Below are 26,553 nucleotides of genomic sequence, written 5' to 3'. Positions count from 1 at the left end.
AGCTATCGTCGGAAAATAAACGTCTGATCCCCCAATCGTTGCTAACGCAGTCAAAGGCGAATCCATCGACGGAATCTACCGTGAGCGCCCCGCTCGCCTGAGCACAGGAAGCGGCGTCGCTCTGCTCGAAAGGTAATCCCCGCATCCTGGATCGAAGGGACATGGCATGTTCAAAAACATTATCGAGTTCGCAAGGCAAGTACGGCGCAGCGAAGACTTCAAGAACGCGCTCAATACGCCGGCTCGCCTTTCCCTGCACACGAAGCAGCGCTTCAACCACGGCTACTTCGCCATTGAGATTCGCGCAAGTTCGGGCTTCTTTTCCGTCATGCAGATCGTCTTGTGCATCCTCCTGCACTGCGACGAAAAGCGCTTGACGCCCGTCATTTCGGCGCGCGGCGGCAGTTACGGCGACGAAGAAGGCAAAATCGACTGGCTGGCCGAATGCTTTGAAAACCTCGCACCGTCGGCCGTGCCGGACGCCGTGAAGCCTGGTTTGCGAACGTCGCTCGTGCGCGATCTCGGCGATCTGGGCTTTCGCCGTTATGAAGCCGGCCTCGGTCTGGAACGGGCGAGCAAGATATTCCTCTCGAACTATCGGCCAACCGAATCGATCCGGAAGGAAGTCGAGCGCATCAGCGAGCGGCTCGATATCGGTCCTTCGACGCTGGGCGTCCATTTCCGCGGCACGGACAAAAAATTCGAGGCCCATACGATCGACTGGAGTGCGTTTTGCCGTATGGTCGAGAAGACACTTGCGGGCGATCACCGTCTCACGAACATCTTCGTCTCCAGCGACGAGCAGGCCTTCCTCGACTTCTTCCGGAAGTGGGGCTTCGCGGTGCCCGTCAACGTCGCGCCTGCCACGCTGCTCGCGAGCGGTGAGAAGCCCGTGCACTTCAGCGGCCATCCTGGGCTCGCAATTGGACGCGAAGCCCTGGTCACGAGCCTGTTACTCGCCAATTGCGGCGATTTGATCAAGACACCCTCCTATCTCTCGGCGTGGTCGAAGATCTTCAATCCGTCGCTGCGCGTACGGCTCGTCGTGCCTCCACGCGAAAACGCCTTCTGGTTTCCCGATAGCCAGATCTGGACCGAGCAGAACAAGCGCGACATCGACCTGATCATTCCTGAAATCGACAACGCGGCTTTCGATTCGCCGTTCACGGCAACCGGGACGACGCCAAACGCGGGAACCCTCCCCCGACCCTTCGATCTTTGAGGACGTAGAATCGAAGCCGGGAACGCAGCGCGAGGGCAACTGCAAGCGGCGTCATGAACTGGCTGGCCAATACCGTACTCGTGTTACATGCGCTGCTCGTACTCTTCATCGTCGGCGGATTGCTCGCGATCTGGGTGGGCGCATGGCTTGCGCACGATTGGGTGCGCAACCGCGTGTTCCGCCTCACGCATCTCGTTGCGATAGGCATCGTTGCGCTTCTTGCCGTCCTTGACATTCCGTGTCCGCTCACGGTGCTCGAAGACTGGCTACGTACCGGGCACGCAGGCCCGCAGGGTTTCATCCAGTACTGGGTCAGCGACTTGCTGTACTACGACTTGCCAGGCTGGGTGTTCGCGACGGCCTATGCAGGATTCCTGCTGGTCGTGGCAGTCACGTGGTTTCGTGTCCCGCCACGTTCGTGACGGCAATAACGCATCGATCTTTTGGCCCGTAACGACATCTGGCACGACGCTGGCGGCACACCACTTGCTCTCGCCCCTCGAACGCTGACATCGGCGTCGACGCAATTCACCGCATGCACAATGGGGGTGACGAACATGTCCAGCGAAAAGAAACGCGGCAATCTGCCGAAAGTGAAAAAGCCGAAAGCCTCGAAAGCCGCAGGGCCGTCAAAGGCGCTGCCCAAACCCCGCGAGCGAGCGGCCATCCTGACCGGGCAGCGCCGCCTCAAAATGGCGCGCTCGCCTCATGCCTACGTGCGCGGCAATACGGCCCGATTCTACGAATGGATCGTCGAGACGAACGGCGACTCGCTGCCGCGCGGCCCGGCGGTCTGGATCTGCGGCGATTGCCATACCGGCAATCTCGGTCCCGTCGCGAATCAGGAAGGCAAGGTCGAAGTCCATATCCGCGACCTTGATCAGACGGTGATCGGCAACCCCGCACACGACCTCATCCGCCTCGGCCTCTCGCTGGCGACCGCGGCACGCGGCTCCTCGCTTTCCGGCCTCACCATCGTGCACATGATGGAGGCGCTCGCAGCAGGCTACGAATCTGCGTTTGGGCCAAAGCGCGCGAAGGTCCAGATGTCCGCGCGCCCCGAGCCCGTGCATCTTGCGATGAAAACGGCCTTACGCCGCTCGTGGCAGCATCTGGCCGAGGAGCGCATTGAGGATCTCGAACCCACGATCCCGCTCGGCAAGCGTTTCTGGCCGCTCGCCCGCGCCGAGCGCAAGGCAATCGACACGCTCTTTCGCGACGAAGCCATAGCGAGTTTGCCCACGGGCCTGCGCGGCCGCAACGATGCGGGCAAGGTCGAGGTGATCGACGCGGCGTACTGGGTCAAGGGCTGTAGCTCGCTCGGCAGGCTACGTTACGCAGTCCTGCTCGATGTCGACGGCGGTGTGATCGACGGCGACGATCTGTGCCTCATGGACATCAAGGAGGGCGTGAAAGCCGCTGCGCCGCGTTACGAAGATGCATCGATGCCGCGCGACAACGCCGAGCGCGTGGTGGAAGGCGCGCGTCATCTCTCGCCCTTTCTCGGTGAGCGCATGCGGGCCTCCCGCCTGCTCGATCGCGCCGTGGTGATTCGCGAATTGCTGCCGCAGGATCTCAAGCTCGAAATCGATGAACTCGAAGAGAGCGAAGCGCGTAAGGTCGCGTTCTATCTTGCGGCGGTGGTAGGCAACGCGCACGCACGCCAGATGGACCCGCCGACACGGCGCAGCTGGCTCGCCGAACTCCGGCGCGCTCGCTCGAAAACGATCGATGCACCCCTGTGGCTCTGGACAAGCATCGTGCAACTGGCGAGCAGCCACGAAGCCGGCTATCTCGAACATTGCCGCCGCTATGCCACCGACGTGAATTGAAGCCTGCCGACGCTCGATCTCGTCATCCAGATACTTCGCACCCCGAACATCGAATCTTGCCTCCACGGTGTATGCGAGTCGCATAATGGCGCTATCTGCGCGCCTCGTGCGCCGTCAGTTTGCTGACGTTCGGGTTCGCGTTGCCGCCTGGCATGGAGGTTTTCAAATGAGACAGGGCAACTACGACATCGTGATCGCGGGCGGCGGTCTTGGCGGCGCAACGCTCGGCCGTGCACTGGCAGGCGCCGGAATGCGCACGCTCATTGTCGAACGCGAGACGGTCTTCAGAGACCGCGTGCGCGGCGAGGGCATGATGCCTTGGGGTGTCGTCGAAGCCCGCGCGCTTGGCATCGAGCGACTGCTCTGCGATGACGGCGCGCACGTGGTCCCGTTCTGGAAGCGGTACAGCGGACTGGTGCCAGCAGAATCCCGCAACCTCGCGGATACCACGCCCGGGCACACCCCGTGTCTGGACTTCTATCATCCGTCGATGCAGCGCACGCTGCTCGACGCGGCCGAGTCATCGGGGGCCATCGTGCTGCGCGGCGCCGAGGTCGTCCGCGTCGATCCGGGCGATTCACCAGGCAAGCAGCCGGTCGCCGAGATTCGCACGGATGGCGGCACACATCGGGTAAAAGCGCGACTCGTGGTGGGCGCCGACGGACGCAGGTCGACGGTGCGCAGAATAGCCGGCTTCACGCTCAACCAGGATCCCGGGCGGCTGGTCGTGGCGGGCGTGCTCTACGAGGGGCTCGACGCGCCGGAAGATTCGGTCCACCACTTCCAGTCCCCGGCGTTGGGACAGGCCGCATTGATTTTTCCGATCGGGCAGCAGCGGTTCAGGTCGTACTTCGTCTCATGGGTCGGGCAGCGCGCGCACCCTATCAGCGGTAGCCGGCATATCCGCGAGTTCCTCGACGCCTGCGTCGATACGGGCGTGCCGCGCGACTGGTTCGAACGCGCGAGTGTCGTTGGCCCGCTCGCGGCTTATCCCGGCGCGGACATCTGGGTCGAGCATCCCTGCAACGGCAGCATGGCGCTGATTGGAGACGCGGCGGCGGCCAGCGACCCGTCATGGGGATGCGGACTGTCGTTGACGCTGCGTGACGTCAGGGTGCTGCTCGACCGGCTGCTCGCGAACGATGACTGGGAAGCCGCCGCGCACGCGTACGCCTTCGAGCACGATCGGTATTACGGCGCCCTGCACCGCGTCCTCGACTGGCTCACCCAGCTGCTGTACGAACGCGGCGCGATCGCCGACAAGCGCCGCGCCCGCATCCTGCCGTGTTTCGCCATGGAGCCCGATCGCGCGCCCGATCTTCCGGGGCTCGGCCCGGAGACGCCATCGGACGAAGAGGCTCGGCGGCGGTTCTTCGTCGAGGATCGCTTTTTGCCGCACGGTTGATCGCGCGGCGCATGTTCAACGTCACGCACATTAGCGCGCCCGGCACGCCTACGCGGCACTCTTCGCGATCGTCGCCTTCAGTGCTTCGATGACGGCCCGCACCTTGCCCGACGGGTAGCTCGTCGGCGCAAACACGGCCTGCACGCTCAGAGGCACGCCTGACCATTCGGGCAGCAGCCGCACGAGCGCGCCCGACGCAAGATCGGCCCGGATCGAGAAATCGGTCAGCGCCGCAAAGCCGCCACCCGCGAGAACCGCCGCGCGCGCCGACGTCGCCGTGTTCACGCTCAGCGCATTCACGCAGCGCACGCGGCGCACGGCTTTGTCGTGGGTGATGCGGCCCGCCGCGAGCCGCCCGGCATCGCGCGTCAACTCGAGCGTCGACGGATGCCGCAGCACGGTCATCGCGATATGCGGCAAGGACGCCAATGCGTTCAGCGACTTCGGCATGCCATGCCGCGTAACGAACGCGGGGCTCGCGACCAGCCAGCGCACGTAGCTTCCGAGCTTCACCGTGCGGTAGTTCGAGTCCGGCAGATTGCCCAGCCGCACAGCCAGATCGATTCCCTCGCCGATCAGGTCGACATAGTGATCGGCGCAAACCAGTTCGATGTCGAGTTCCGGATAGACGTCACGCAGATCGACGAGGGCGGGCGCGACGATCTGCGCGCCGTAGTCGACAGGCGCGCTCACTCGCAGCGTGCCGCGAGGGGGCGCGGCTTCCTCCGACACGGCCGCCAGCGCCTCTTCCGTCATCTGCAGGATGCGGCAGCTGGCGTCGTAAAAAGCACGGCCCGCATCGGTCACGGATAGCTGCCGAGTGGTGCGCGTGATCAGGCTCGCGCCGATCTCGCGTTCGAGGCGCTGCATATGCGCACTGACCATCGTCTTGGCGATGCCGAGCCGCTCAGCCGCCGCCGTAAGCGATCCCGCGTCAACCACGGCAACGAACACCGCCAGCCGGTTCAGATTCACGTCGCGAACATCAGTCATCGGCGATTGTCCACTTTCGATAGAAAATGAATGCAAGCTTAGCAGTCTTCTCGCGCGCGCAGCCATTGCCTAATCTGAACACTCCCTGTCGCTTCATCCCGAAGCGCTTTCGTTGTGGAGAACAAGATGCCAATTGCCCGTCCCGCCACGCCGATTCGCCTGCATACGGCCCTGCTTTCCGGCCACGGACACCGCGTCCGGCTCTTCCTTTCGATGCTGGATCTGCCGTTCGAGATCGTGCCGGTGGATCTCGCCGCGAGCGAGCACCGCCAGCCCGAGTATTTGAAGCTGAACCCCTTCGGCCAGGTGCCGACGATCGTCGATGGCGACACGGTGTTGTTCGATTCGAATGCGATTCTCGTCTATCTGGCGAAGCGTTACGGCGACCCGTCGTGGCTGCCGGAAGATCCGCTTCGCGCGGCAGCCGTGCAACGCTGGTTATCACTCGCGGCCGGTCCCATCGCGTTCGGCCCGTGCGCCGCACGCCTCGTCCACGTATTCAAGCGCGATCTCGATCTGGCGCGTGCACAGGAAATCGCGAGGACGCTGCTGCCGCTGCTCGATGCCGAACTCGCGCACAAGCCGTTCGCCGCGGGCGATCACGTGACGATCGCCGATATCGCCGCGCATACCTACATCGCGCATGCACCTGAAGGCGGTGTCTCGCTGGAGCCGTATCCGCATCTGCGCGCATGGCTCGACCGCGTGGCCGCATTGCCGGGCTTCGTGCCGATGCCACCGACGAAAGCGGGCCTGCTTGCCGCCTGAACCCCTACTCGCACGCCGCCAACTCGAGGCCGTCATGACCGCTCTCCCCGACCTGAATCCGTACCGCGCCGCCGGGCCGTTTCACGACGGCGAGCGGGAGGCCCAATTGCGTGCGGGCGTAGCCGATGTCGCACTCGAAAACGGCTCGCGCGGCATCCGCGATTACATGCCGGACCAGCATCGCGCGTTCTTCGCGATGCTGCCGTTCATGGTGTTCGGCGGCGTCGATGCAAACGCTCAGCCGTGGGCGACGCTGCGCGCGAACACGGCAGGCTTCGTGTCGACGCCGGACAACCGCACGCTGCGTATCGACGGCGGCGCGCTGCCGGGCGATCCGCTCGAAGGAAGCTGGGTGCCGGGCGCGCGTATTGGCGGCCTCGGCATCCAGCCGCATACACGGCGGCGCAACCGCGTGAATGGCGTGATCGAAGCGGTCGACGGCGGCGTGGTGACGCTCGCAGTCAAGCAGAGCTTCGGCAACTGCGCGAAGTACATCAATGGACGCGAACCGGCTTTCGTCGGCAATGCGCCGGCACGCGCCACGGTCGAGCATGCGCAGGCACTCTCGGAAGAAGATCGCGCGCTGATCGCTCGCGCGGACGTATTCTTCATTGCCACCGCCAATCTCGATGATGCAGCGGGAGTGGCGGGCGGCGCCGACGTTTCGCATCGCGGCGGCATGCCCGGCTTCGTGCGGATCGACGACGCGCGCACGCTGACCACGCCCGACTTCAGCGGCAACAAGTTTTTCAACACGATCGGCAACCTGCTCCGTGAACCGCGCGCGGGGCTGCTGTTCGTCGACTTTGCGCGCGGCGATTTGCTGTATCTGGCGGTACGCGCCGAGGTGATCTGGGACGGCCCCGAAATCGCGCAATTCCCACTGGCACAGCGGCTGGTACGGTTTCATGTGGCAGAAGTTCGCCGCGTGCGAGAAGCATTGCCATTGCGATGGTCGGCGGTCGACTATGCGCCGCAGTTCGCGCAGGCATCGACGCGATCCTCACCGGCGGCTGCGCCGAAAAAGGCCGACACACGTTCGTGGCGCACGCTGCGCGTGTCTGAGGTGCGCGACGAATCCCCAACGATCCGCTCGTTCCATTTCGAACCGGTGAATAGCGAGCCACTCGCGCCGTTCGAAGCCGGGCAGTACCTTCCGCTGCGCATCGCCATGCCGGACACGGACATGCCGCACACGCGCACCTATACGCTCTCTGCGGCACACGATGCCGCGCGTCCGGCGCGCTACCGGATCAGCGTGAAGCGCGACGGCGCAGTGTCGCGCTGGCTGCACGAACACGCACGCATCGGCTCGCTGATCGACACGCTGGCGCCGCGCGGATCGTTCAAGCTCGATACACGCAGCCCGCGCGCGATCGTGCTGGCGGCGGCAGGCATTGGCATCACGCCGATGCTGGCAATGCTCGACGCGGCGCTCACGCTTGAACCGAAGCGCCGTATCCACGTGTTTCACGGTACGCGCGGTGAGCACGAAAGGCCGTTCGCAGCGGCGTTGCGGGAGATCGAACGCACGCATCCGAACGTGTCGGTGCATCTGTACGACAGCGCCGCGCAGCACGACTCGCTCGATGGCGAACGGCTCGCGGGCCGCGTGAACATCGATGCGTTGCGTCGCTTCCTGCCGTTCGACGACTACGACTTCTATCTGTGCGGCCCCGAAGCGTTCATGCGCGATCTGTACGACGGGCTGCGCGCGTTGAATATCGCGGACGAGCGGATCCGCTTCGAGGCGTTCGGGCCGTCGAGTCTCAAGCGCGCGTCCGATCGGGCTCCTGTTGCGAGCGAGGCAACGCAAGCCATCCCGGTGACATTTTCCCGCACCGGGAAAACGGTGCAGTGGGCGCCGCAGCAGGGCTCGCTGCTCGATACCGCCGAGCGATGCGGCACCGACGCGGTATCCAGCTGTCGCTCCGGCATGTGCGGCACCTGCGCCACGCGCGTGCTGGATGGCAGCGTGAAGTACGACGAACCGCCGGAATTCGACGTCGAGCCGGGGTACGCGCTGATCTGTGTAGGGCGTCCGGCGGCGGGCGGCGTGACGCTGGATCTCTAGCTGCCATGCTTGCTGCTGCACGTGCGTCCAGCGTCAGACAGGCGTGCTCAGATATCGTGCTCGCCGGCGATCACCAGCGTCGGCCGCCAATTGCGCTGACGCTTCAAGACGTTCTGGCCATCTTGCTGCGCAGTTGACCAGCCGAAAGCCACAAGGCAGAGACGAGAAAGTAGATAGCGCCGACCGCTGCATAGCCCGCCACTTTTTCGATCGCAGAGGCCATGGGTGCGCCGCCCTGCACGATGAAAAACACACCAGCCAATGCCGATTGACCACCGCTTAAAATCATCGCCCATTGCGCGCCGAAGCGCTTCCAGCGACGCACGGCCGTGCCAAGCTGAAGCAACCCGGCAAGGATGGCCCACACGCCGAACACGCCCAGCACCCCGTGCGCGCCCAGCTTCAACGCCACAATCACGCCGACAGTGGTCAGGACGCTGATGCCGACGTTGACGACTTGTGTACGGTTTTCAACCGCCCCGCCGCTGCGCGACATGTCGATGTAGTTCGCCAATGCATCCCATGCCGGATAGACGATAAGCAGTGCAGCGATACTGGCCGGCGAATGCCGTCCGAGCGAGAAAGCCAGTGCGACCCAGACAGCGGAAAACGCGGTCCGCACAAAGTAGTACTGCTTGAGCCAGTTTTCCTCGCTAGCGATAGCGATATCTGCGTGTCGATCAGCCATTGCAACTCCTGAACAGTTCGTGGCAACGATGCAAAGGATCGCACTCGCCGCGCTTCGGCGGCATCGGTCGAATGACCGACCCTCGCGGGGTCGAATCGCGTTGTGACGTATAGTGATCGAACGCTTGACGTGCGTTCTTCCTCAAATGCCGATGACCGACGACAAAGCTGACTTTTCGCCGCTGCGCGTGTTCGATGCCGTGAAAGCACTCGCCTTCATCGGCGATCTGAGCATGGGGCAACCCACCGACCATTCGCCGCGCACCGGATGGCTCGCGGCGCGCCTCGCGCAAGACGCCCGGCTCGACGCGTCGACGATCGATACCGTGCGGGAGGCGTCGCTGCTGCGCTGGTCGGGATGCACGGCAAACGCGGCAGGCTTCGCCGATGTTTTCGGCGACGATATCCAAAGCCGCGTCTCGATGCTTGACGGCCGCACAGATTGGGTCACGCCGCTTCAGTCGCTCGGCGGTGCCGCCGCGGTACTGACGCCGCTCGCGCAGACCCACTGCGAAGTGGCGGGCGAAGTGGCGCGCATGCTGGGCCTCCCCCTCGCGACCGAAACGACGTTGCGTCACATCTTCGAAATGTGGGACGGCAACGGCGTGCCCGCGCATCTTGCACGCGAGGCGGTGCCGATGCCGGTGTTCGTCGTCGCGCTTGCCGGCGATCTGGAGATTTTCAGTCGCACGTATGGCGTCGAACAGGCACTTGGTCTCATTGCCCAACGCGCCGACGTACGCTATCCACTGCGTCTCGTCGAGACAGTCATGCGCGGTGCGCCCCTTTGGCTCGCGGAACTGGAACACGCCTCACCCGCCGATCTCGACGCTGCGCTAACGACATCGCACATGCAGCAGACAACCTCGGCGGAGTTGATCGCCGACGTCATCGACCTCAAGCTGCCCTGGATGACCGGCTTCTCGCGCGCGGTCGCGGCGACGGCAGCCCAGTGTTGCGAACGTCTCACAACGGACAAGGCCGCGCACGAACGCGTCTATCGCGCGGGACTGATTCATGGCATTGGGCGCGCGGCGGTGCCCAACAGCATCTGGAATCTGAGCGCGCGTTTGCCCGAAAGCGCATGGGAGAAGGTGCGGCTCGTGCCTTACTGGACGTCGCGCGCAGGCAAGCAGGCCGGCGCGCTGCGTGATGCGGCCGAGCTTGCATCGTATGCGTACGAACGGCTGGACGGCTCGGGTTATTTTCGCGGGGCGCACGACCAGGCCATGACGCTGGAGGCGCGCGTGCTGGCTGCGTCGGTGGCGTGGGTCGCTTTGCGCTCGGCGCGTCCGTGGCGAGCCGCGCTCTGCGCCGACGCGGCCGCGCAACAGCTGCGCGACGAAGTCGCAAGCGGCCGGTTGAGCGGCGAAGCCGTCGATGCGCTGCTGGCCGAAGGTGCCGTCGCCGCCAGGCGGCCCATGAGCAGCGCGCCGCAACGCGCGCCGCTGACGCCGCGCGAAATCGACGTGCTGCGCGCAATCTCGCGCGGTGCGAGCAACAAGGAAGCCGCGCGCGAATTGGCACTGAGTCCGAGCACAGTGCGCACTCACGTCGAAAGCATGTTTCGCAAGCTCGAATGCTCCACGCGCGCGGCGGCGACGCTCAAGGCATCGGCAATGGGCTTGCTTTAGAGAGTGCTGGAAGAGAACGCCGCGCGTTGCTGTGTCCAGTGGCAGCAACGCGATGCGGCTAATGCAAGCTAATGGTTTTTTATCGCTGATTTATCTGGTGGTCTCTCGCGCTTATCTGGTGGTCTCTCACGCGCCCCGTACTTATCCAATATCGTTAATTCCCCCGATTCAGGCACGACTCAGTCAACTTCTTGTCCCCCGGATTTGGCCGCAAACCGATCCAGCAAGCACTGCAGCCGACGCTCCTGAATGTGCAGGATCCCCGGTGTGGAACGGAGTTCGAGCACGCGAGAGTGCCAATAACTCGCACCGAAAATCGCCATCGCTTTGTCCGCGCTAATCGCGCTTTCAAGGTGGGCAATTGCGGTGTCGAGAGTGTGGACAGTGTAGGGACTGTTGGGTCGCCGTTCTGTCTCTGTCTTTACCTGTATTGTTTTTTCGCGCCCTGCCCGCGTGCCCCCCGTCTGGCTATCACGTTCCTGCGCAAGCAAGGATTGCAGGCGCTGTTCATCGGCCGCGTCGTACCGGATGGAGTTGTCTTGCATCGCACAGTCTCCTCGTCGGCGATCGCTCACCAATTACCGTCGAGCGCGTTCCGGTGCTCGCTGATAATGGCCTTCGGGCCCGGATTTTCTTGATTAACAAGGGTCGCATCGGTACACACGGGGCGCGCCGCCGAGGCACCACGCCGATGGCGTGCAACCGACTCCAGCAGGTTCAACGTGATGCAAAAACTCCGGTCGATCTGCTCCGTCCAGCACTTCTGGTCGTAGGCGGTCAGCGCCTCCACGAAGACGTCGTAGATCTGGTCCGGGAATTTCACGCCGCTCGACTCGACGCGGACCATGAGCGCCCTTGCCCGAAGCAACTCCGCCAGGATCGTTGCGTCCGGCTGCGTCGCCGGTTCAGGCTCCGGCTTGCAAGGGCGCGCCCGTGTTTCGTCATCCGACGTGAAGCGGAAAATATTCAGCAGGCTTTTGAAGTCGGGATGCGGCGTATGCATGATGGTGTCCCTCATCGTCCGAACTGCAGCGACACCATCGTGCGCGTCCCGGGGTTCTGGCAAAACCGGCCATGCCGGGGGAAAAACGCCTCCAGAAGGCGGCCCCACAAGCGTCCCCCGCTTTGGGGGGATCGCAACCTGAAGGAATGCGGGTACAGTAGGCTCGACTAGAGAGGCCCAGATGGACAACCTGTATTTCCGCCACGTACTGCTCGTCGAAGACGAGGGCTTGACGCGTATCGCGATGAAGAGCCTGATCCTGACCTCGGAACCGACGCTCGACATCGACGAGGCCGGCTCGTACGACGCTGCTGTCGAACGGCTGCAGAACAAGGCTTACGACCTGGTCTTTCTCGACTACCAGATCGGTAACAATCACACCGGACTTGATTTGCTGCACTGGCTGCAGGAAAACGAGCGCGCTGCGCATGTGGTCATGCTGTCCGCGCAGGACGACCGCGAGACGGTGCTGGATTGCATCAAGAATGGCGCTGGCGGCTTCATCTCGAAGGCCAGCGAGGAAGGCGGTGCGGTATTCCGGGAAGCCCTGCAGACGATCCTGAATGGCCGGGTTTATCTGCCCAACAGCGTACTCGGCAAAGGCGGACATACCCCGCAGTCCCCCGGACCGAGCAAGGCCATTCCGATCGATTCACTGAACCTGCCGCCGCGCCTCGCGCAGACCCTGGGCTTTGTCCTGCAGGGCATGTCGAACAAGGCCATCGCGCGAAAGATGAATATCTCGGAGAACACCGCGAAGGAGTACATCAGCGATTTGCTGAGCCGCTTCAACGTCTCGCGGCGCACTTTCCTGATCGTCGAAATGGCGCGCCGCGGCATTGAGATTCCCACCGTCGCGCACGCCCCGGCGGCCTAAGCCGGCCGGGCCGCTGCCTCGGTCAATTCGAGCATGCGGGCAATCAGCAAGTCGGGGGCCAATGGCTTGCTGAGCACGCAGCGCTCCGGCAACACGCCCTGCGTGCTGGCCACGGCTTCGCCAGTCACCACGAGGCACGGCACGGGCCGCGCAAAGTGCTCGCCCAAAAGCCGGATGACGTCGTGCGCGGTCGAATTCTCCGGCAACCGGTAGTCGCTGATCACCAGGTCGGGCACGCGCTCGATCGTCTGCAACAGCTCGTCGAGTTCGGCTGCGGAGCGCACCGAATCGGACAGCACCCCCCATCGCGCAAACAAGGCCTCCATCGAGGCTCGCACGAGACTGTCGTCCTCGACCAGCAACACGTAAAGACCGCGCAGCGACGACGGTGACGGCGACGATGCCGCATCGGCGGGCGATATCGCCGCATCCTCATGCGCGAACGGGTCCGCCACCGGCATGCGCACCGAGAAACGCGACCCGTGACCCTCGATCGACTTGAGTTCGAGACGATGTCCCTCGAGCAGGGACACCACCGCATTCACGATCGACAAACCGAGCCCGAGCCCTTTCTCGCGGTCCCGCTCCGGGTTGCCGAGCTGGACGAACGGCTGGAAGATTGCGTCCCAATGCTCCGACGCGATGCCGATTCCGTTATCGAGCACGTCGAGACGCACATAATTAGGCATACGTACCAAACCCACGAGCACCGTGGCGCGGCCCGCTTTCGACGGATCCGAATATTTGATTCCGTTCGCAATGAGGTTGCTCAGCACACGGGGAATCCAGTCGGCGTCCGTGCGTACCCAGGCGGGTTTTTGCAGCGCCTTTGCATAGCGCAACACGACGCCGCGGCTCGCAGCGAACGACGCGAGTTGCTCGACCGTCTCCTCGGTCACGCGGCTCAGGTCGACGCTCGTATAGGTCGGGTTGACGTGTCCCGATTCGAGCTTCGACAGATCAAGCACCGCATTGAAAAGACGCGCCGTCAACACCGACGCCTTGCGCGCTTCGCCGATCAGCTTGGCCGATGCTTCGACGTCGCGCGCTTCCAGCGCTTCGTCTGCTGCCGCAAGAAAGAGGTTCAGCGCGTGCATGGGCTGGCGCAGGTCGTGCGCGGCTGCGGCCAGAAAGCGCGATTTCGCCCGGCTCGCCTGCTCAGCGGCTTCGCGCTGCTGCTCGCGCAGGGCAATCAGGGCTTCCGACTTGGTCTGCTGGTCGCGCCGTGCCCGCTCGAGGTCATGGTGCTTTTGCGCGAGTTCGGCGTTCGCGCTTTGCAGCGCATCGTTGCTATGGGCAAGCGCCTGGACAGCCACATACCGGTCGCGTACATGCCGCTCGGCATTCACGTTGACGCTATGCCCCAAAACCGCGACGTTCAATAGATAGAACATGCCCGCCGCGAAGTTGTCCGGCTCGACGGCCTGAGTGACCAGCTGCGCGATCACGATCACGGCGATCACGCACGCGGTAAGTATTAACGTCGCCTTGGCCCGCAGGCGCAGAAAGCCAAACAGATAAAAGAGAATTAAATAAAACCCAACAAAAAAATGAGTGAAATTGAATGGGCGCGGGGCAAGGACCGTTTGCATCAACAGGCAAAAGCACATGAACGCCAGGCCAGAGAGCAGGATCCAGTGTGCAACCGTGTCCCGATGAAACTCGAGCCTGAAGGCCAGCACGATGCCGACGGTGGCGCCAATCGCACCGGCACAACGGAACGCGAAGACCTCCGGAAAGTACGGCCGGAACACCGGGCTGGTCTGCGCAAGGCTGATTTCCCAAAAGCCGAAACACACCCAGATCAGGGTTCCGAGCACCAGCGCCGCACGGCGAAAGTCGGCAAACCGGCGCCCATAGTCCTCCGTAAATTCCCGCTCGACCTGCGGATCCTCGAACCGGGCGGGCCAGCAAAGCATATCGACCAGCCATGCGCGAACCGCGCTGGGCGCATGCGAGCGTTTGAGGAATGCCGATTCCGTCGCCGATTGAAACCTGAATATGCTCATCGCATCTCGCCGGTATGCTCGCTGGCTAGCGAAGCGGGAAGCACGTCTCGTGCTTAGGCCTGCCAATCCATTCTAGTCGGTCACAACCTGACGCGCCCGCTTCCCCGCAGGAAGCGAGGTTATATTACGCCAGTCAATCATAGAGATGTCATCTAACATGGTGATCCGCCCGCGACGATCCGGAAGCGCAGCGGTTTTTGCCGGGCAGCCTTAATATTTCGCATTCCTTTTCAATTACGACGAAGCCCGCCTATGCCATGCCGAGGCGTTCCTTCACTGTGCAAGGTGCCTGGCCTCCTCTCCCCGATCCACGCATTAATCTATTTCCTCTTTTGAGCAGTATTCATCATATGTTTCCAGCGCAACGAACGTAATGTCCTGATTCAGCGGCAGAAATTGACATGCGCAACGTCGAGCCAGCCATACGAAAATGACGTGGAGATGGTCATTAAACTTTCAATTTCCTTTTTATTTTACGAAACTGAAACGGTGTTTTATCTCCATAAATGCGATCGTGTCACGTTTTCCATCTAAGATCTGTCGCGACGTTTTCACGCAGCCTAGCCTGGAGAACAGTATGGATCTGGCAAGAATCCGCCGCGATGCATTCGCGATGCCCATGCACAACCCCGCGTATCCGCGGCCGCCGTTTCGCTTCGTCAATCGCGAATATTTCATCATCACGTACGAGACCGATCCCGATGCGCTGCGCGCCATCGTGCCGGAGCCGCTTAAGCCGGAAAACAATCTCGTTCATTACGAATTCATCCGCATGCCCGACTCGTCGGGATTCGGCGATTACACCGAAAGCGGACAGGTGATTTCCGTACGCGATCCGCAAGGGCGCCTCGCGAATTACACGCATTCGATGTACCTCGACGACGAAGGCCCGATTGCCGGCGGCCGTGAAATCTGGGGCTTCCCGAAGAAGCTCGCGCGCCCCGTGCTCGCAGTCGACGGCAACGACACGCTGCTCGGCACGCTCGATTACGGCACGCAACGCATCGCGACCGGCACGATGGGCTACAAGCATCACGTGCTCAACAGCGAAGACGAGCGCCGCAAGCTCGCCGACACGCCCAACTATCTTCTCAAGATCATTCCGCATGTGGACGGCACGGCGCGCATCTGCGAACTCGTGCGCTTCTATCTGCGCGACGTGACGGTGAAAGGGGCATGGAGCGGCCCGGCCGCGATCGAACTGCATCCGCACGCGCTCGCGCCCGTCGCCGATCTGCCGGTGCGCCGCGTGGTGGGTGCACGTCACGTCATTGCGGACCTCACGCTCGACATCGGCGAGGTCGCCTTCGACTATCTCGCCGCGACCTCGAACCAGGACGCCGCCCTGGGCGAACCCGAAGTCGAACTCGCTTAATCTGCATATCTATCGGTTTTTAGTAAGGAATACGTATGTCTTTGAAAGATAAAGTTGCAGTCATCACGGGCGCCGCAAGCGGCATTGGCGAACATTGCGCGCGCACGTTCGCGAGCCAGGGTGCGGCGGTCGTGATCGCCGACCTCAACCTCGCAAACGCCGGAAGGGTGGCGGACAGCATCGTGAGCGCGGGCGGCAAGGCGCTTGCCGTGGCGATGGATGTCACCAACGAGGAAGCCGTGAATGCAGGGATCGACGAAGCGGCACGCGTCTTCGGCGGCATCGACGTGCTCGTGTCGAACGCGGGCATCCAGATTATCAGCCCTGTGGACGAGTTCCCGTTTGCCGACTGGAAGAAGATGCTCGCAATCCATCTCGACGGCGCGTTTCTGACCACCAAGGCCGCGCTCAAGCACATGTACAACAGCGGCAAGGGCGGCTCGATCGTCTACATGGGTTCGGTGCACTCGCACGAGGCGTCGAAGCTCAAGGCGGCCTATGTCACGGCTAAGCACGGTTTGCTCGGCCTTGCCCGCGTCGTGGCAAAGGAAGGCGGTCCGCGCGGCGTTCGCGCCAACGTCGTGTGCCCCGGTTTCGTCCGTACGCCGCTCGTCGACAAGCAGATTCCCGAACAGGCCAGGGCGCTCGGCATTTCGGAAGCGGACGTCGTCAAGAACGTGATGCTCAAGGACACCGTGGACGGCGAATTCACCTCGCTCGACGACGTGGCCAACACGGTCGCATTCCTCGCGGGCTTCGAGTCGCAGGCGCTGACGGGCCAGTCGGTGCTCGTCACGCACGGCTGGTCGATGCACTAAGCAACCAACGAACAAAGGGAGAACGTATGCGCAGCAGCAATCTAACCGCCCGCACGGAGCGCAAGCCGTTTGAGCTGCCGCGCTACGACGAAATCGCCCTTGTTTTGCAGGGCGGCGGCGCGCTCGGGTCCTATCAGGCCGGCGTGTTCGAAGGGCTCGCGCAGGCTGGCGTCGAACCGCATCGCATTGCTGGCGTGTCGATTGGCGCGCTCAACACGGCGATTATTGCGGGCAACGAGCCGGCGCGGCGCGTCGAAGCGCTGCGTGGATTTTGGGAATCGATCTGCCATCCGCTCGACTGGTTCGGCAACCTCGGCGCGCTCGCCATGCCGATCTTCAGCCAGCAGGAATTTTCGCGCCGTTGGGCCAGCATGTGGGCAGCGGGTCGCGCGCTCACTGAAGGCCAGCCAGGCTTTTTCGCGCCGCGCCGCCCGCTGCCCGTCGCAGGCTGGCAAAAGGCAATGCCGGACGCGGTGAGCTACTACGACACGGCCGCACTGAAGTCCACGCTGCAACGTTTCGCGGATTTCGACCGCATCAACGATGGCCCAATCCGCGTTTCCGTGGGCGCCGTGAATGTACGCAGCGGCAATCTCGTCTATTTCGACAACGCGAAAATGCGGCTCGAACCCGAGCACTTCATGGCATCCGGCGCGCTGCCGCCGGGCTTTCCGGCTGTCGAGATCGACGGCGAGTATTACTGGGACGGCGGCCTCGTGTCGAACACGCCGCTCACGGAGGTGCTGCGTGAGGCGGACCACAAGGACACACTCGTATTCCAGGTCGATCTATGGAGCGCGAGCGGCAACGTACCCGCCGATTTTCTGGACGTGGCCGAACGAGCCAAAGACATTCAATATTCGAGCCGCACGCGCGCCATCACCAACATGCTTGCCGACCGGCAAAAGCACGCGCGCTTTATCAAGGAGCTCCTCGAGCATGTACCCGCCGAGGCGCGCCGCAGCGATCCCCTCTTCCAGCTCGCCGAGAAGGTGGCCGATGGTTCGTCGATCAACGTGGTCCATCTGATCTACAAGAACAAGCCTTATGAAGGGCATTACAAGGACTACGAATTTAGTGCCGACACCATGAAAGAGCACTGGTCGAGCGGCATCGAAGACATTCGCGCGTCGTTTGCGCAACCGGACTGGTTCGCGATACCGAGCCGCGAGCAAGGCTTCGTCACGCACGACATCCATCGGCGCGCCGGCGAAGTGCCCGAATCGGATCGCGCCGAACTGAGCGCCGGCGCCTCGGGACAGGTGGATCTGACTCGCAAGGTCGCGTAGGCACAGCGGTTGAGCAGCCCCGGCGTCGGCCCGCGCCTGCGGGTTTTCCATGACGCCGGGCCCGGCAACATTGCCAATGGATGACCGACGACGGACGTGCTAGGCTCCCTTCAAACAACTCGGGAGACTGCGATGCCGTTCATCTGCGAAAACGTTGAATGTCGTGCTGTGCTGGCTCGCGGGCAGGTGAGATCCAGTCAGGAGGACGCGGGTTGGTGCTTCTACTGCCCGGACTGCAATGCCCGAAACGAGTTGAAAGATGTTGGCATACCTGGCGGTCCTGCCCAGCTGGTTCAGCCAGATAGATCAGTGCCCCCGCACAAGATCGTTGCGACGGCTCGCCCCCTGGAGGACGGCAGGTATGCAGCGCAATTGCGCGTGCAAAGAGCGCTCGCGGTAAAAGGCACATATGCGGTCGAAGAGCGCTGGGAGCAGCTCGGCGTGTTCCTCAACGCGCAAGAGGCCGTTGCGCATGCGAATTCGTTCGCAGCCGACCTGCTGAAGGCCTGAGCGCCGGAGGTCCGCGGAATCGATTACCCGGACAGAAGGCCTCAACGCGAGGCCACCGTGCCAACTGGAGCGGAATTCGGCACGACAACGTCGTCTTCCGCTTCAAGAGGCGCCTGCAAATCCCGTTCGTCCAGTTCCCAGACAACCAGTTTGGGCGGCGTCTGGGCATACGCTGCGCTCGCGAAATAAGCACGCGCCGAACCGCCAAACTTGCCGCCTTCGCGCGCAAAATTCCCCACGCCCCGGCCTACTGCCAACGCCAGTTGAGGCACGAAATCGGACGTCGTCGAATATGAGGTGCCGATGACCGCGATAGTCGGCAGATCGGCATCGCCGAACAGATCGTCGGCCGACGCAGCCGCCTGGGCCACGTGAAGGTAAGCCCGGCCAGTTACGAACTCCGCTCTCGGCTGCCAGGACACCGGCAACGCATCGAGACCCGCGAGCCGCACGAGGTCGCCGGGACGCCGTGCAGCCGGCTTGTCGGCCACGCGATAGCCCGGCTGGCTCGACACGCCCGAACCCAGCGGCTCGTCCATCGCCCGAATGCGCTGCGCCACCACGCGCGCCGCAGCGCCTGCGCCGTCCTGGGTCCAATGCGTGTCGGTCCGGAAAAAAGAGTCGCCCGGCACGCCGCGCAGCGCCGGGCCCAGGTCCACCACCGGCACGCCAACGGTTGCGAGACGCGCGGTCCAGTCGCCCACACGCGCACTCAGCGACGCCGGCCGATACAGGCCGCACAGATGCTGCGGTTCGATGCGCGACTTGTCGGGCACCACGGCGACGAGCAACGCAATGCCGTGACGCGCCAGTTCGCGCTGCACGGCGGCGACTGTCGCGGCGCGCGCCGCCAGGTGGCGCTCGCCATCGGCATACACGTTCAGTTCGTCGCGCAGGAACAACCAGCCGGGACAGCCCTGCCGCACGCGCGGGCCGAGGTCGCCCAGCGCCAGCCAGCCCAGCGCGCGCTGCATGCGCGCTGCATCGGCGGCGATCGGCGTATCGGCCATGCGGCTGGCGAGTTCCTTCGACACCGTGCCGTCCAGCATGCCCGCACGCGTCACGGCTTGAGGCAACAGCGATGCCGTCGTCGAGGCGAACCGGATATTGAAGAACAGGCCCGCGAACAGGAAGCCCATGAGGATGACGGCAACGGCCTTGGCGGCGCGCGTAGCGGGTAATTGCGGTAGCGGCTTGGGATCTTCCATGGCGTCAGAACTGGAAGTAGAGGAAAGGCACCGCGCCGCGCGCGACGATCAACCCGAACGACAGCAGAAAGCCCGCGAGCGGCCACACGGCCTGCCACAACCGGCCCTGCGCCGTGTCCGCGAGGCGCTCCCAGCGCGATTGCCAGACCGGCAGCAGCACACAGACGATGCCCAGCGCGGCGGCCAGCACATGCACGGGCCGCAGCAGCACAAGCGTGGCGTCGCTGAAGCCGATTCCGTTCAAGCCGAACTGGCCACGGTACATCGCGAGCGCCGCATGAAAACCCACCGCGCGAAACAGCGTCCACGCGAGCATGACGAAAACGAGCGTCAGCACGTGCGACAACAAGAGCGGCACAGCGGGCATGCCGGCGCGACGCCAGAGGCGCGCCACCGTCAGCGCAACACCGTGAGCGATGCCCCACAGCAGGAAGTTCCAGCTATCGCCGCCGTGCCACAGGCCCGCGATGGCCATGGTCAGCAGCAGGTTCCGGACGGTCTGCCACTCGCCGTCGCGGTTGCCGCCCAATGGGATGTACAGGTAGTCGCGAATCCAGCTCGACAGCGACAGGTGCCAGCGACGCCAGAAGTCCTGAATGCTGCTGGCGAGATACGGATGGTTGAAGTTCTCGGGGAAACGAAAGCCCAGCATCTGCCCCAACCCGATGGCCATGGCGCTATAGCCAGCGAAATCGAAGAACAGCTGCAGCGTGTAGAAGCCGCAACCGAGCCATGCATCCGCGAGCGAGGGCGCATGCATGGCGAAGACCGCGTCGACGATGGGCGAAAGCGTGTCGGCCACCAGCACCTTCATGCTCATGCCCACCATGAGCCGCCGCGCGCCTGCTGCGAAAGCGTCCCAGTCGACCGTGCGCGACACCAGCTCGCGCTTGACCCACGCATAGCGAATGATCGGCCCGGCAATCAGGTGTACGAACATTCCCTGATAGGCCCCATAGCGGATCACGCTGCGGTCGGCAGGGACCGTGCCGCGCTGCACATCGATCAGGTACGAGATCGATTGCAACACGATGAAGGACAGTCCGATGGGCAACACCACGTGTTGCCAGGGAATCGGCCCTGCATGGCCTGCCGCCAGCACATTGTCGAGGCTATCGACCACGATGTTGGCGTACTTGTACCAGCACAGGATCGCGACATTCACGGCGATGAAGACCGCGAGCCATCCGCCGCGCGCACGCGGGCTCGGCGCCCTGTCGATGACCACACCGCCGAACCAGCCGCAGAACGTCAGCGCGATGAACAGCAGCAGAAAGACCGGGCTCCACCAGGCATAGAAGAACCAGCTGCAAAAGAGCAGCACGCCGTTGCGCCAGCGTGCGGGCGACATGACGTAGATCGCGAGGAAGGCCGGCAGAAACAGCGTCAGGAATTCGAGGGACGCGAAGACCATGTGATCAGCGGCTCACCGCGTCGTTCGCGAAGAAGATGCGCGACTGTGCACCGGCCGGCACGAGGAACACCGTATAACGCTGTCCCGCCACGAGCGCGCCCAGATTCAGCGGCTGGCCCACCGGCTGGCCGCCGCAGGCGAGCTGCACCGACAGCGCGACCGGATTGACCTGGCGGCGCTTGCTCTGCCCCGCCGCCACGCCGTCGAGCAGCACGATGTCGCGGCCCGGCACTTTCAGCGTGGGCGTCGCGCAGTGCGCATCGAGGTTGTAAAAGCCTACCGACGCTTTAAGCGCGTTGAAGTCATCCGGCTTTTCGCGGACCGTCACGACCTGCGAACGCGCGCCCTTCTGCGCCCCGTCGAGCGCGACGATGCTGACGAACTCGCCGGGCTTCACGGTCGCACTGACGTCCTGGTGTGCGCCGCCGGCCGTCAGCGTGCCGGCCACGGGCTTGCCCGCGGCGATCGGAAAGAAGTGGCTCGCCGGGTTCGCGGCATCGAGCGTCAGGCGCGCTTTCGAACCTGCCGAGGTCACGTCCACGGATTGCGATCCGCCATCGACGAAACGCACGAACGACGAATCCTCCGCGGGACCGCTCGGGTACAGCGGGATATCTGCGGCCATCGCCGGTTGAATGGCAAACGGCACGGACAGCGCAAGGCCGCGAAGCACGAAGCGCAACGGCTGGGAAAGGACGTTTTTCATTGTTTTTCTCAGACTCTCGATGTGACGAAGCGGCGCCTTACTTGTGCTGCACGACCGGCAGCTTGACCAGCGCCTTCATGATGTCGGCGCCCCAGTACTTGTAGCCGGTCGTCGTCAAATGCTGACCGTCGACCGTCGCCCATTCGCCCGGCTTCGAAAACGTGAGCGAGTCGATGTACTGGCACGGCGCGACGTTGGTGGCGAGGAACGACGAGAGCTGCTTCACGCGCGCGAAGCTCTTCTGGTACTTGCCGCCTTCAGAGCCCCACGCCGGCCCGACCCAGACGCACGCCGTCTTGCTGGCCGCCAGGTCTTGCGTGAGCGCCGTGACCTGCTGCCACACCCAGCTCTTGGGGAAATCGTCCTTGCCGTAACCGCCGATCGTGTCGCCTTCGACGATGATGACGAGGTTGGCCTTGTTCGCCGCAACGAGCTGATCGATCGGCTGCGTCTTAGCGTTGTGATCGACGACGAGCGGCGCCTTGCCGTTGCGCGAAGCGCCGCCGCAGGTGCCCGGCACCGACTTCACCCAATCGCCCGGCACACTGCCGCACACCCCGTAGGTGTGCACCTGCGCGCCGGCGGCGATAAGCTGGTCCTGCAACGTGTCGATGAGATAACCCGGCTCGCTCAGATGGCTGTCGCCAATCATGAGAATGCTGAGACCTGCAAGTACGGAAGCAAGCATGAACTTAAGACTCCTGAAAAACGGTCGATTTTCGATCGACCGGGCTACTGATCGTTGTAATGCGACTGGTAAGGCATGACCGGCATATCCAGCGACTTCGTCTGCGGCGCGAAGCTAAAGCGCAGATACAGCCCGGCAACCCACTGGCGGTAGCTGGACGAGTTGTTGGCGCCCACCGACGCGCCACCCGTGAGGTGATTGCTGAAGCGGTATTCGGCCGCGGCCAACAGGTTGTAGCCGATGCCGGTTTTCGACTGCGCGGGATGAACCGCGCCGTCGCTCAAGCCAAGCGACGAAGCTGCCGTGACGGCAACCGCCTGAAGCGTGCTGTCGGTCGGGAAGTACGGCCCGCCGTCCTCGTGGTAGTACTGCAGACCTGCCGCCCCCTGCAGCTTGTAGGTCCAGCGATCCGAGCGCTGCGCCCACGTGATGGGCACGGTGAACGCATAGAAGCGCTGCGGACTGAAATAGCCGCCGTTGCCGTAGGTGAAGTTGTTTTCGTCGTGGCGGTAGAACTCGCCGCTCAGATTCATGCCTATGGTCAGCATGTTGCTGGCGCTGCGCAGCAGGTACCAGTACGTGCCCGCGCCGACCTCGGCCCCCGCGTTGGACTGGACGCTATAGCCGTCCAGGTACTTCACGGAGCCGTAGCCGTAGAAGCCGAAGTCCTGATTGTCGAGGCCGATCGCGCCGTGCAGCCCCGTGGCGGTCACGCCGCCCCAGCGCAGGCCCGAGCGCGCGTCGGTCGAACCCGCGAACGACGTGATACTGTCGGTCACGGCCCGGCGCGACACGCCCGCGTTGAACCAGCCCCCCTTCGCACCGATGGCGCTCTTGAACGACACGCCACCGACGACATTGGTGTACTGGAAACCCAGTGGCGTCGTGCCGATGTCGAACGCCCACTTGCGCGTCTCGTAGCCCACGCCCAGACCGACGCCATGGGCGCTCTGCGCGCCGGGCGCAGCGACCGTGCCGTCTTTCTGCGCCTGCGCGGCGACCGGGCCGCCACCGAACTGGCTGCTGCTGTAGACATCGGTGCCGAGCGTGCCGCCCTCGAGTTCCACCGGCGTCACGCGCAGCGACAGCTTGCCGTTGCCGACCGGCAGCAAGGCTTCGAGCGGCTGCTCCACATTCGTCAATTGCGAGGTCCCGCCGGCGCTGTTGTTCGACGAGACGAACAGGCCGCCGCGAATTTCCGGCGAGCGCTCCGAGCGGATATCGTCGAGTTCGTTGCGCATGTCGTCGAGCGAGATGGCGCCCTCCTGAGGCGCGCTCGTGGCCGGCGCGTCCTGCGGCGCCTGCTCACCAATCGGCGTGCCGGCCACGGAAGGCAGCGCGGACACACGCGCCGCCTTCGACGTCTTTGCAGACGGTGCACCGGAAGCCGTTCCCGCGTCGTTCGCGAGCGTGCCATCGGTTGCGGTGCCCCCCGTACCCTGCGCGGCAAACGCAGTGGCAGCAGCCTGGCCCTTGTCGCGTGCCGCACGGCGGCGGCGATCGTCGTCGTGCACGAAGGGATTGCCCGCCACATGGACGCCCTGCGCCTGCACGCCGAGGCGCTTCTCCTTGGCCGCGATGGCCGTCAACAGCAGCGACTGCGCCTCGCGGGTCTTGCCCTGCATGGCGTAGATGCGCGCGGCGCCCGCCAGCACATCCGGATCGTTCGGCGCCTTCGCGATGGCCTGTTTCAAGGCAGCGTCCGCCACGCCGCCCTTGCCGGCCTGCACCGCCGTCATCGCCACGCCCAGTTCCAGACCAGGGTTGTCGGGGTCGTTCGCGAGCGCCTTCCGATACAGCGACAGCGCTTTGCCGTACTGGCCGTCGGCCGCATACATGCGCGCGAGCGCGGCGTTGGCCAGGCTGTCGTTGGGCCGCTTCGCGAGAACCGGCGCGAGCGTATCGTAGGCCTGCGCAAGATCGCCTTGCTGACGTTGCTGCTCGGCCAGACGCACGGCGTAGAGGTAATTCAGGTCGTCCAGTTGCCGGCGCTGGTCTGCGGTCAGCGTCTCGCCCTGCAACCCGCGGATCACCTCCTGGGCCTGAACGTTCTGGCCGGTCTTGAGCAGCAGGCCCGCGTAGGCCAGTTGCACATCGGGACCGCTGCCCTTCAGGCCATTCGGCATCAGTCCATGCATCAAGGCCATGGCGCGCGGCAGATTGCCCGCATCGACATAGGCCTGGGCGAGCGCGCTCACCCGCGCCGGGTCCTTGCCCGCCGACGCTTCGAGCCGCGCCAGCATATTGCGCGCGTCGTCCAGATTGCCGTCGCGCGCCAACTGCGAGGCTTGCGCCGCCACCGCCTGGAAATCGATCTGCTGCGCCGTCGCGACCATGTTCGGCGTTCGCGCGGCGGTGGGAATGCGCGCCATCGTGTCCTGCGCGCGCGTCCAGTCGCCCATCTGCATGGCCAAGAGCGCGCTCGCGTAGAGCGCGTCGGGATTGTCGGGGTTCGAGGCGAGCAGGCCATCGACGAGTTCCCTCGCCTCGTCGGCATGGCCCTGCCGCAGGTCGTAGCGCGCCAGTTCCAGACGGATCCACGGATTGTCTGGATCGCGGTGCTGCGCGTCTTCGAGGATACGGCGCGCGGTGTCGAGATCGCCGCGCTGCTCGGCGGCGTCGGCGCGGCCCGCGGCAACGGCGGCGCGCAAACGATCGAGGCCGCCGATGCCGGCCTGCTGCTCGGGCGACATGCCGTCGACCCACTTCTGGGCCTCGTCGGCGCGCCCCGTTGCGGCGAGGATATCGACGAGCCCGCTCACCGCCTCGCGGTTGTTCGGGTGCGCCGCCAGCACCTCACGGTAGACCTTTTCGGCGCGGGTCAGATCGCCCTGCGCCGCATACAGCCGGGCCGACGCATTGCGCCCGCCCGGCTCTGCCGGGTCCATGCGCAGCGCCTGATCGAGCTTGCTGCGTGCGGCGGCGTAGTCGCCCACGCTTTGCGCGCCTTCGGCCTGATTCACCAGCAACCAGTAGCGTGCCGAAGCGAGCGCCTTGTTCCAGTTGGCCCCGGCGCCAGGACGCGCGACGGCGCGCGCGAGCAGCGTCTGCGCCTGCGCCAGATCGCCCTGTTGCATGCGCACCAGACCCAGGCCGCCGAGCGCATCGGTGTCGTTGGGTTTGTCGCGCAGCACATCGGTGAAGGACTGTTCGGCGGTCGTGATGTCGCCCGCCTTGAACGCCGCGAAGCCGCGCGTGAGGCGCGGGTCCATGACGGGTGCGGCAGGGGCGCCTGCCGCGCGCGGTGACAGCATCTGATGGCGAATTTCATCGTCATCGGGATGCAGCTTCAGATAGTCCTCGAACCACGACTTGTTCTTCGGCGTGGGCGTGACCCAGGTCAGCACAGAGCGCCAGGCTTCCGTGGCCGCGCCGCCGATGTCCGGGCGCGCGGCCAGCTTTTCCAGCAACGCGACGCCTGCCGCACGATAGCGTTCGTCGCGCACCTGATGCTGGGCCAGCGCCAACTGGGTATACGGATCGGGCGTCTCGGCGTTCAGGCGCGTCAAGCCCTGAATGGCCGGATCCACGCCGCCGTCCGTATAGCCGAGGAAGGTGTAGTACTCGCGCGCCACATTGCCCTGCGGAGCCTTGCCGCCCAATGCCTTGTCGTATTGCGCGATCGCGGCCGCCAGCGCTTTCGGGTCGTTCTGGTTGACGGCGTCCTGCGCCATCTGGCGCGCCTTCGCGAACGTGGACTTGTTGGGTTCCACGGCAAGACGCAGGTCCTGTTCGAGCAGCGGCACGTAGCGGCTGTCGGGCGCCGCGGCGCGCAGCCTCGTCAGATAGTCGTTGGCGACCGCAAACTGCTTCTTGCCGACGGCGATCGACCCCATGCCATAGAGGCCTTCGGGCTGCTTCGGATCGGTCAGCAGCAGCTTCGACCAGGACTGCGCGGCCAGATCGGGCTTGTCATGCGCCTGCCAGTAGCGGCCCTGCTCGAGCAGCATTCTGGAACTGGCGTCCTGCGCCCACGCGGGGTGGCTGACCGAGGTGAGCAACAAACCCAGAACACAGGCCTGGCTGCGGCTGACTAACATG

Annotated in this window: 22 protein-coding genes; 12 read left to right on the top strand and 10 right to left on the bottom strand. The window is 64.2% G+C overall.

The features are described from left to right. Window positions 1-166 precede the first annotated feature (166 nt). The 4 genes from E1N52_RS17835 (at window position 167) to E1N52_RS17820 (ending at window position 4,459) form a co-directional block, all read left to right on the top strand. Window positions 167-1,222, top strand: coding sequence for an O-fucosyltransferase family protein (locus tag E1N52_RS17835; protein WP_246089109.1), 1,056 nt, complete (start codon window positions 167-169; stop codon window positions 1,220-1,222). 53 nt (window positions 1,223-1,275) lie between these two features. Beyond that, a complete protein-coding gene (locus E1N52_RS17830) occupies window positions 1,276-1,644 on the top strand; it encodes a DUF2784 domain-containing protein (RefSeq protein WP_133184077.1) in 369 nt (122 codons plus the stop codon). A 135-nt stretch (window positions 1,645-1,779) separates the two neighbouring features. Then, window positions 1,780-3,054: a DUF2252 family protein gene (locus tag E1N52_RS17825; RefSeq protein ID WP_133184076.1), complete on the top strand. Its 1,275-nt coding sequence runs from the start codon at window positions 1,780-1,782 to the stop codon at window positions 3,052-3,054. 166 nt (window positions 3,055-3,220) lie between these two features. Continuing rightward, window positions 3,221-4,459 carry an FAD-dependent oxidoreductase gene (locus E1N52_RS17820; protein WP_133184075.1) on the top strand — a complete coding sequence of 413 codons (1,239 nt, stop codon included), beginning with the start codon at window positions 3,221-3,223 and terminating at the stop codon, window positions 4,457-4,459. A gap of 48 nt (window positions 4,460-4,507) precedes the next feature. Here E1N52_RS17820 and E1N52_RS17815 read toward each other — a convergent pair whose 3' ends face one another. Beyond that, the gene (locus E1N52_RS17815; RefSeq protein WP_133184074.1) at window positions 4,508-5,452 is read right to left on the bottom strand and encodes a LysR family transcriptional regulator; all 945 of its coding nucleotides are present in this window, start codon (window positions 5,450-5,452) and stop codon (window positions 4,508-4,510) included. A gap of 126 nt (window positions 5,453-5,578) precedes the next feature. Here E1N52_RS17815 and E1N52_RS17810 point away from each other — a divergent pair, with 126 nt between their 5' ends. Continuing rightward, on the top strand, window positions 5,579-6,220 hold the full coding sequence (locus tag E1N52_RS17810; protein ID WP_133184073.1) for a glutathione S-transferase family protein: 642 nt from the start codon (window positions 5,579-5,581) through the stop codon (window positions 6,218-6,220). Between the two features lie 34 nt (window positions 6,221-6,254). Continuing rightward, the gene (locus E1N52_RS17805; protein ID WP_133184072.1) at window positions 6,255-8,294 is read left to right on the top strand and encodes a pyridoxamine 5'-phosphate oxidase family protein; all 2,040 of its coding nucleotides are present in this window, start codon (window positions 6,255-6,257) and stop codon (window positions 8,292-8,294) included. Window positions 8,295-8,397: 103 nt separating this feature from the next. Here E1N52_RS17805 and E1N52_RS17800 read toward each other — a convergent pair whose 3' ends face one another. After that, window positions 8,398-8,982 carry a DUF308 domain-containing protein gene (locus E1N52_RS17800; protein ID WP_133184071.1) on the bottom strand — a complete coding sequence of 195 codons (585 nt, stop codon included), beginning with the start codon at window positions 8,980-8,982 and terminating at the stop codon, window positions 8,398-8,400. Window positions 8,983-9,133: 151 nt separating this feature from the next. On the opposite strand from E1N52_RS17800, the gene E1N52_RS17795 reads away from it, so the two are divergent. Beyond that, window positions 9,134-10,615, top strand: a complete 1,482-nt coding sequence (locus E1N52_RS17795; RefSeq protein ID WP_133184070.1) for an HD domain-containing phosphohydrolase — start codon at window positions 9,134-9,136, stop codon at window positions 10,613-10,615. Between the two features lie 179 nt (window positions 10,616-10,794). Here E1N52_RS17795 and E1N52_RS17790 read toward each other — a convergent pair whose 3' ends face one another. Further along, on the bottom strand, window positions 10,795-11,160 hold the full coding sequence (locus E1N52_RS17790; RefSeq protein ID WP_133184069.1) for a hypothetical protein: 366 nt from the start codon (window positions 11,158-11,160) through the stop codon (window positions 10,795-10,797). A gap of 26 nt (window positions 11,161-11,186) precedes the next feature. Beyond that, window positions 11,187-11,633, bottom strand: a complete 447-nt coding sequence (locus tag E1N52_RS17785) for a hypothetical protein (protein ID WP_133184068.1) — start codon at window positions 11,631-11,633, stop codon at window positions 11,187-11,189. A gap of 166 nt (window positions 11,634-11,799) precedes the next feature. Here E1N52_RS17785 and E1N52_RS17780 point away from each other — a divergent pair, with 166 nt between their 5' ends. Continuing rightward, on the top strand, window positions 11,800-12,495 hold the full coding sequence (locus E1N52_RS17780) for a response regulator (protein ID WP_133184067.1): 696 nt from the start codon (window positions 11,800-11,802) through the stop codon (window positions 12,493-12,495). Here the strand turns inward: E1N52_RS17780 and E1N52_RS17775 are convergent. Then, a complete protein-coding gene (locus tag E1N52_RS17775; protein WP_133184066.1) occupies window positions 12,492-14,504 on the bottom strand; it encodes an ATP-binding response regulator in 2,013 nt (670 codons plus the stop codon). The two genes, E1N52_RS17780 and E1N52_RS17775, sit on opposite strands and share 4 nt — an antisense overlap. 577 nt (window positions 14,505-15,081) lie before the next feature. Between E1N52_RS17775 and E1N52_RS17770 the strand changes: the two genes are divergently transcribed. From E1N52_RS17770 to E1N52_RS17755, 4 genes are all read left to right on the top strand, one after another. After that, entirely contained in the window at window positions 15,082-15,879 is a 798-nt protein-coding gene (locus tag E1N52_RS17770) for an acetoacetate decarboxylase (RefSeq protein WP_133184065.1), read from the top strand. A 35-nt stretch (window positions 15,880-15,914) separates the two neighbouring features. Further along, window positions 15,915-16,697: a 3-hydroxybutyrate dehydrogenase gene (locus E1N52_RS17765; protein ID WP_133184064.1), complete on the top strand. Its 783-nt coding sequence runs from the start codon at window positions 15,915-15,917 to the stop codon at window positions 16,695-16,697. Window positions 16,698-16,723: 26 nt separating this feature from the next. Further along, entirely contained in the window at window positions 16,724-17,986 is a 1,263-nt protein-coding gene (locus E1N52_RS17760) for a DUF3734 domain-containing protein (RefSeq protein ID WP_133184063.1), read from the top strand. 132 nt (window positions 17,987-18,118) lie between these two features. Continuing rightward, on the top strand, window positions 18,119-18,496 hold the full coding sequence (locus tag E1N52_RS17755; RefSeq protein WP_133184062.1) for a hypothetical protein: 378 nt from the start codon (window positions 18,119-18,121) through the stop codon (window positions 18,494-18,496). 41 nt (window positions 18,497-18,537) lie between these two features. Here the strand turns inward: E1N52_RS17755 and E1N52_RS17750 are convergent, their stop codons facing one another. The 5 genes from E1N52_RS17750 to E1N52_RS17730 are packed head-to-tail and all read right to left on the bottom strand — an operon-like array spanning window position 18,538 to window position 26,552. Continuing rightward, the gene (locus tag E1N52_RS17750; protein ID WP_133184061.1) at window positions 18,538-19,704 is read right to left on the bottom strand and encodes an alginate O-acetyltransferase AlgX-related protein; all 1,167 of its coding nucleotides are present in this window, start codon (window positions 19,702-19,704) and stop codon (window positions 18,538-18,540) included. Between the two features lie 4 nt (window positions 19,705-19,708). Further along, complete coding sequence (locus E1N52_RS17745; protein ID WP_133184060.1) at window positions 19,709-21,118, bottom strand: MBOAT family O-acyltransferase; 1,410 nt, start codon at window positions 21,116-21,118, stop codon at window positions 19,709-19,711. Between the two features lie 4 nt (window positions 21,119-21,122). Next, window positions 21,123-21,824 (bottom strand): alginate O-acetyltransferase AlgF, encoded by a 702-nt coding sequence (locus tag E1N52_RS17740; RefSeq protein ID WP_133184059.1) that lies wholly within the window; start codon window positions 21,822-21,824, stop codon window positions 21,123-21,125. 37 nt (window positions 21,825-21,861) lie between these two features. Then, window positions 21,862-22,512, bottom strand: coding sequence for an SGNH/GDSL hydrolase family protein (locus E1N52_RS17735; RefSeq protein ID WP_133184058.1), 651 nt, complete (start codon window positions 22,510-22,512; stop codon window positions 21,862-21,864). Between the two features lie 44 nt (window positions 22,513-22,556). Beyond that, window positions 22,557-26,552, bottom strand: coding sequence for a cellulose biosynthesis protein BcsC (locus tag E1N52_RS17730; RefSeq protein WP_133184057.1), 3,996 nt, complete (start codon window positions 26,550-26,552; stop codon window positions 22,557-22,559). Window position 26,553 lies beyond the last annotated feature (1 nt).

This window comes from Paraburkholderia guartelaensis, from assembly GCF_004353905.1.
Taxonomy (GTDB): Bacteria; Pseudomonadota; Gammaproteobacteria; order Burkholderiales; family Burkholderiaceae; genus Paraburkholderia; species Paraburkholderia guartelaensis.
The sequence above is the reverse complement of the archived record's forward strand: the minus strand, read 5'-3'. Positions and strand labels throughout refer to the sequence as shown.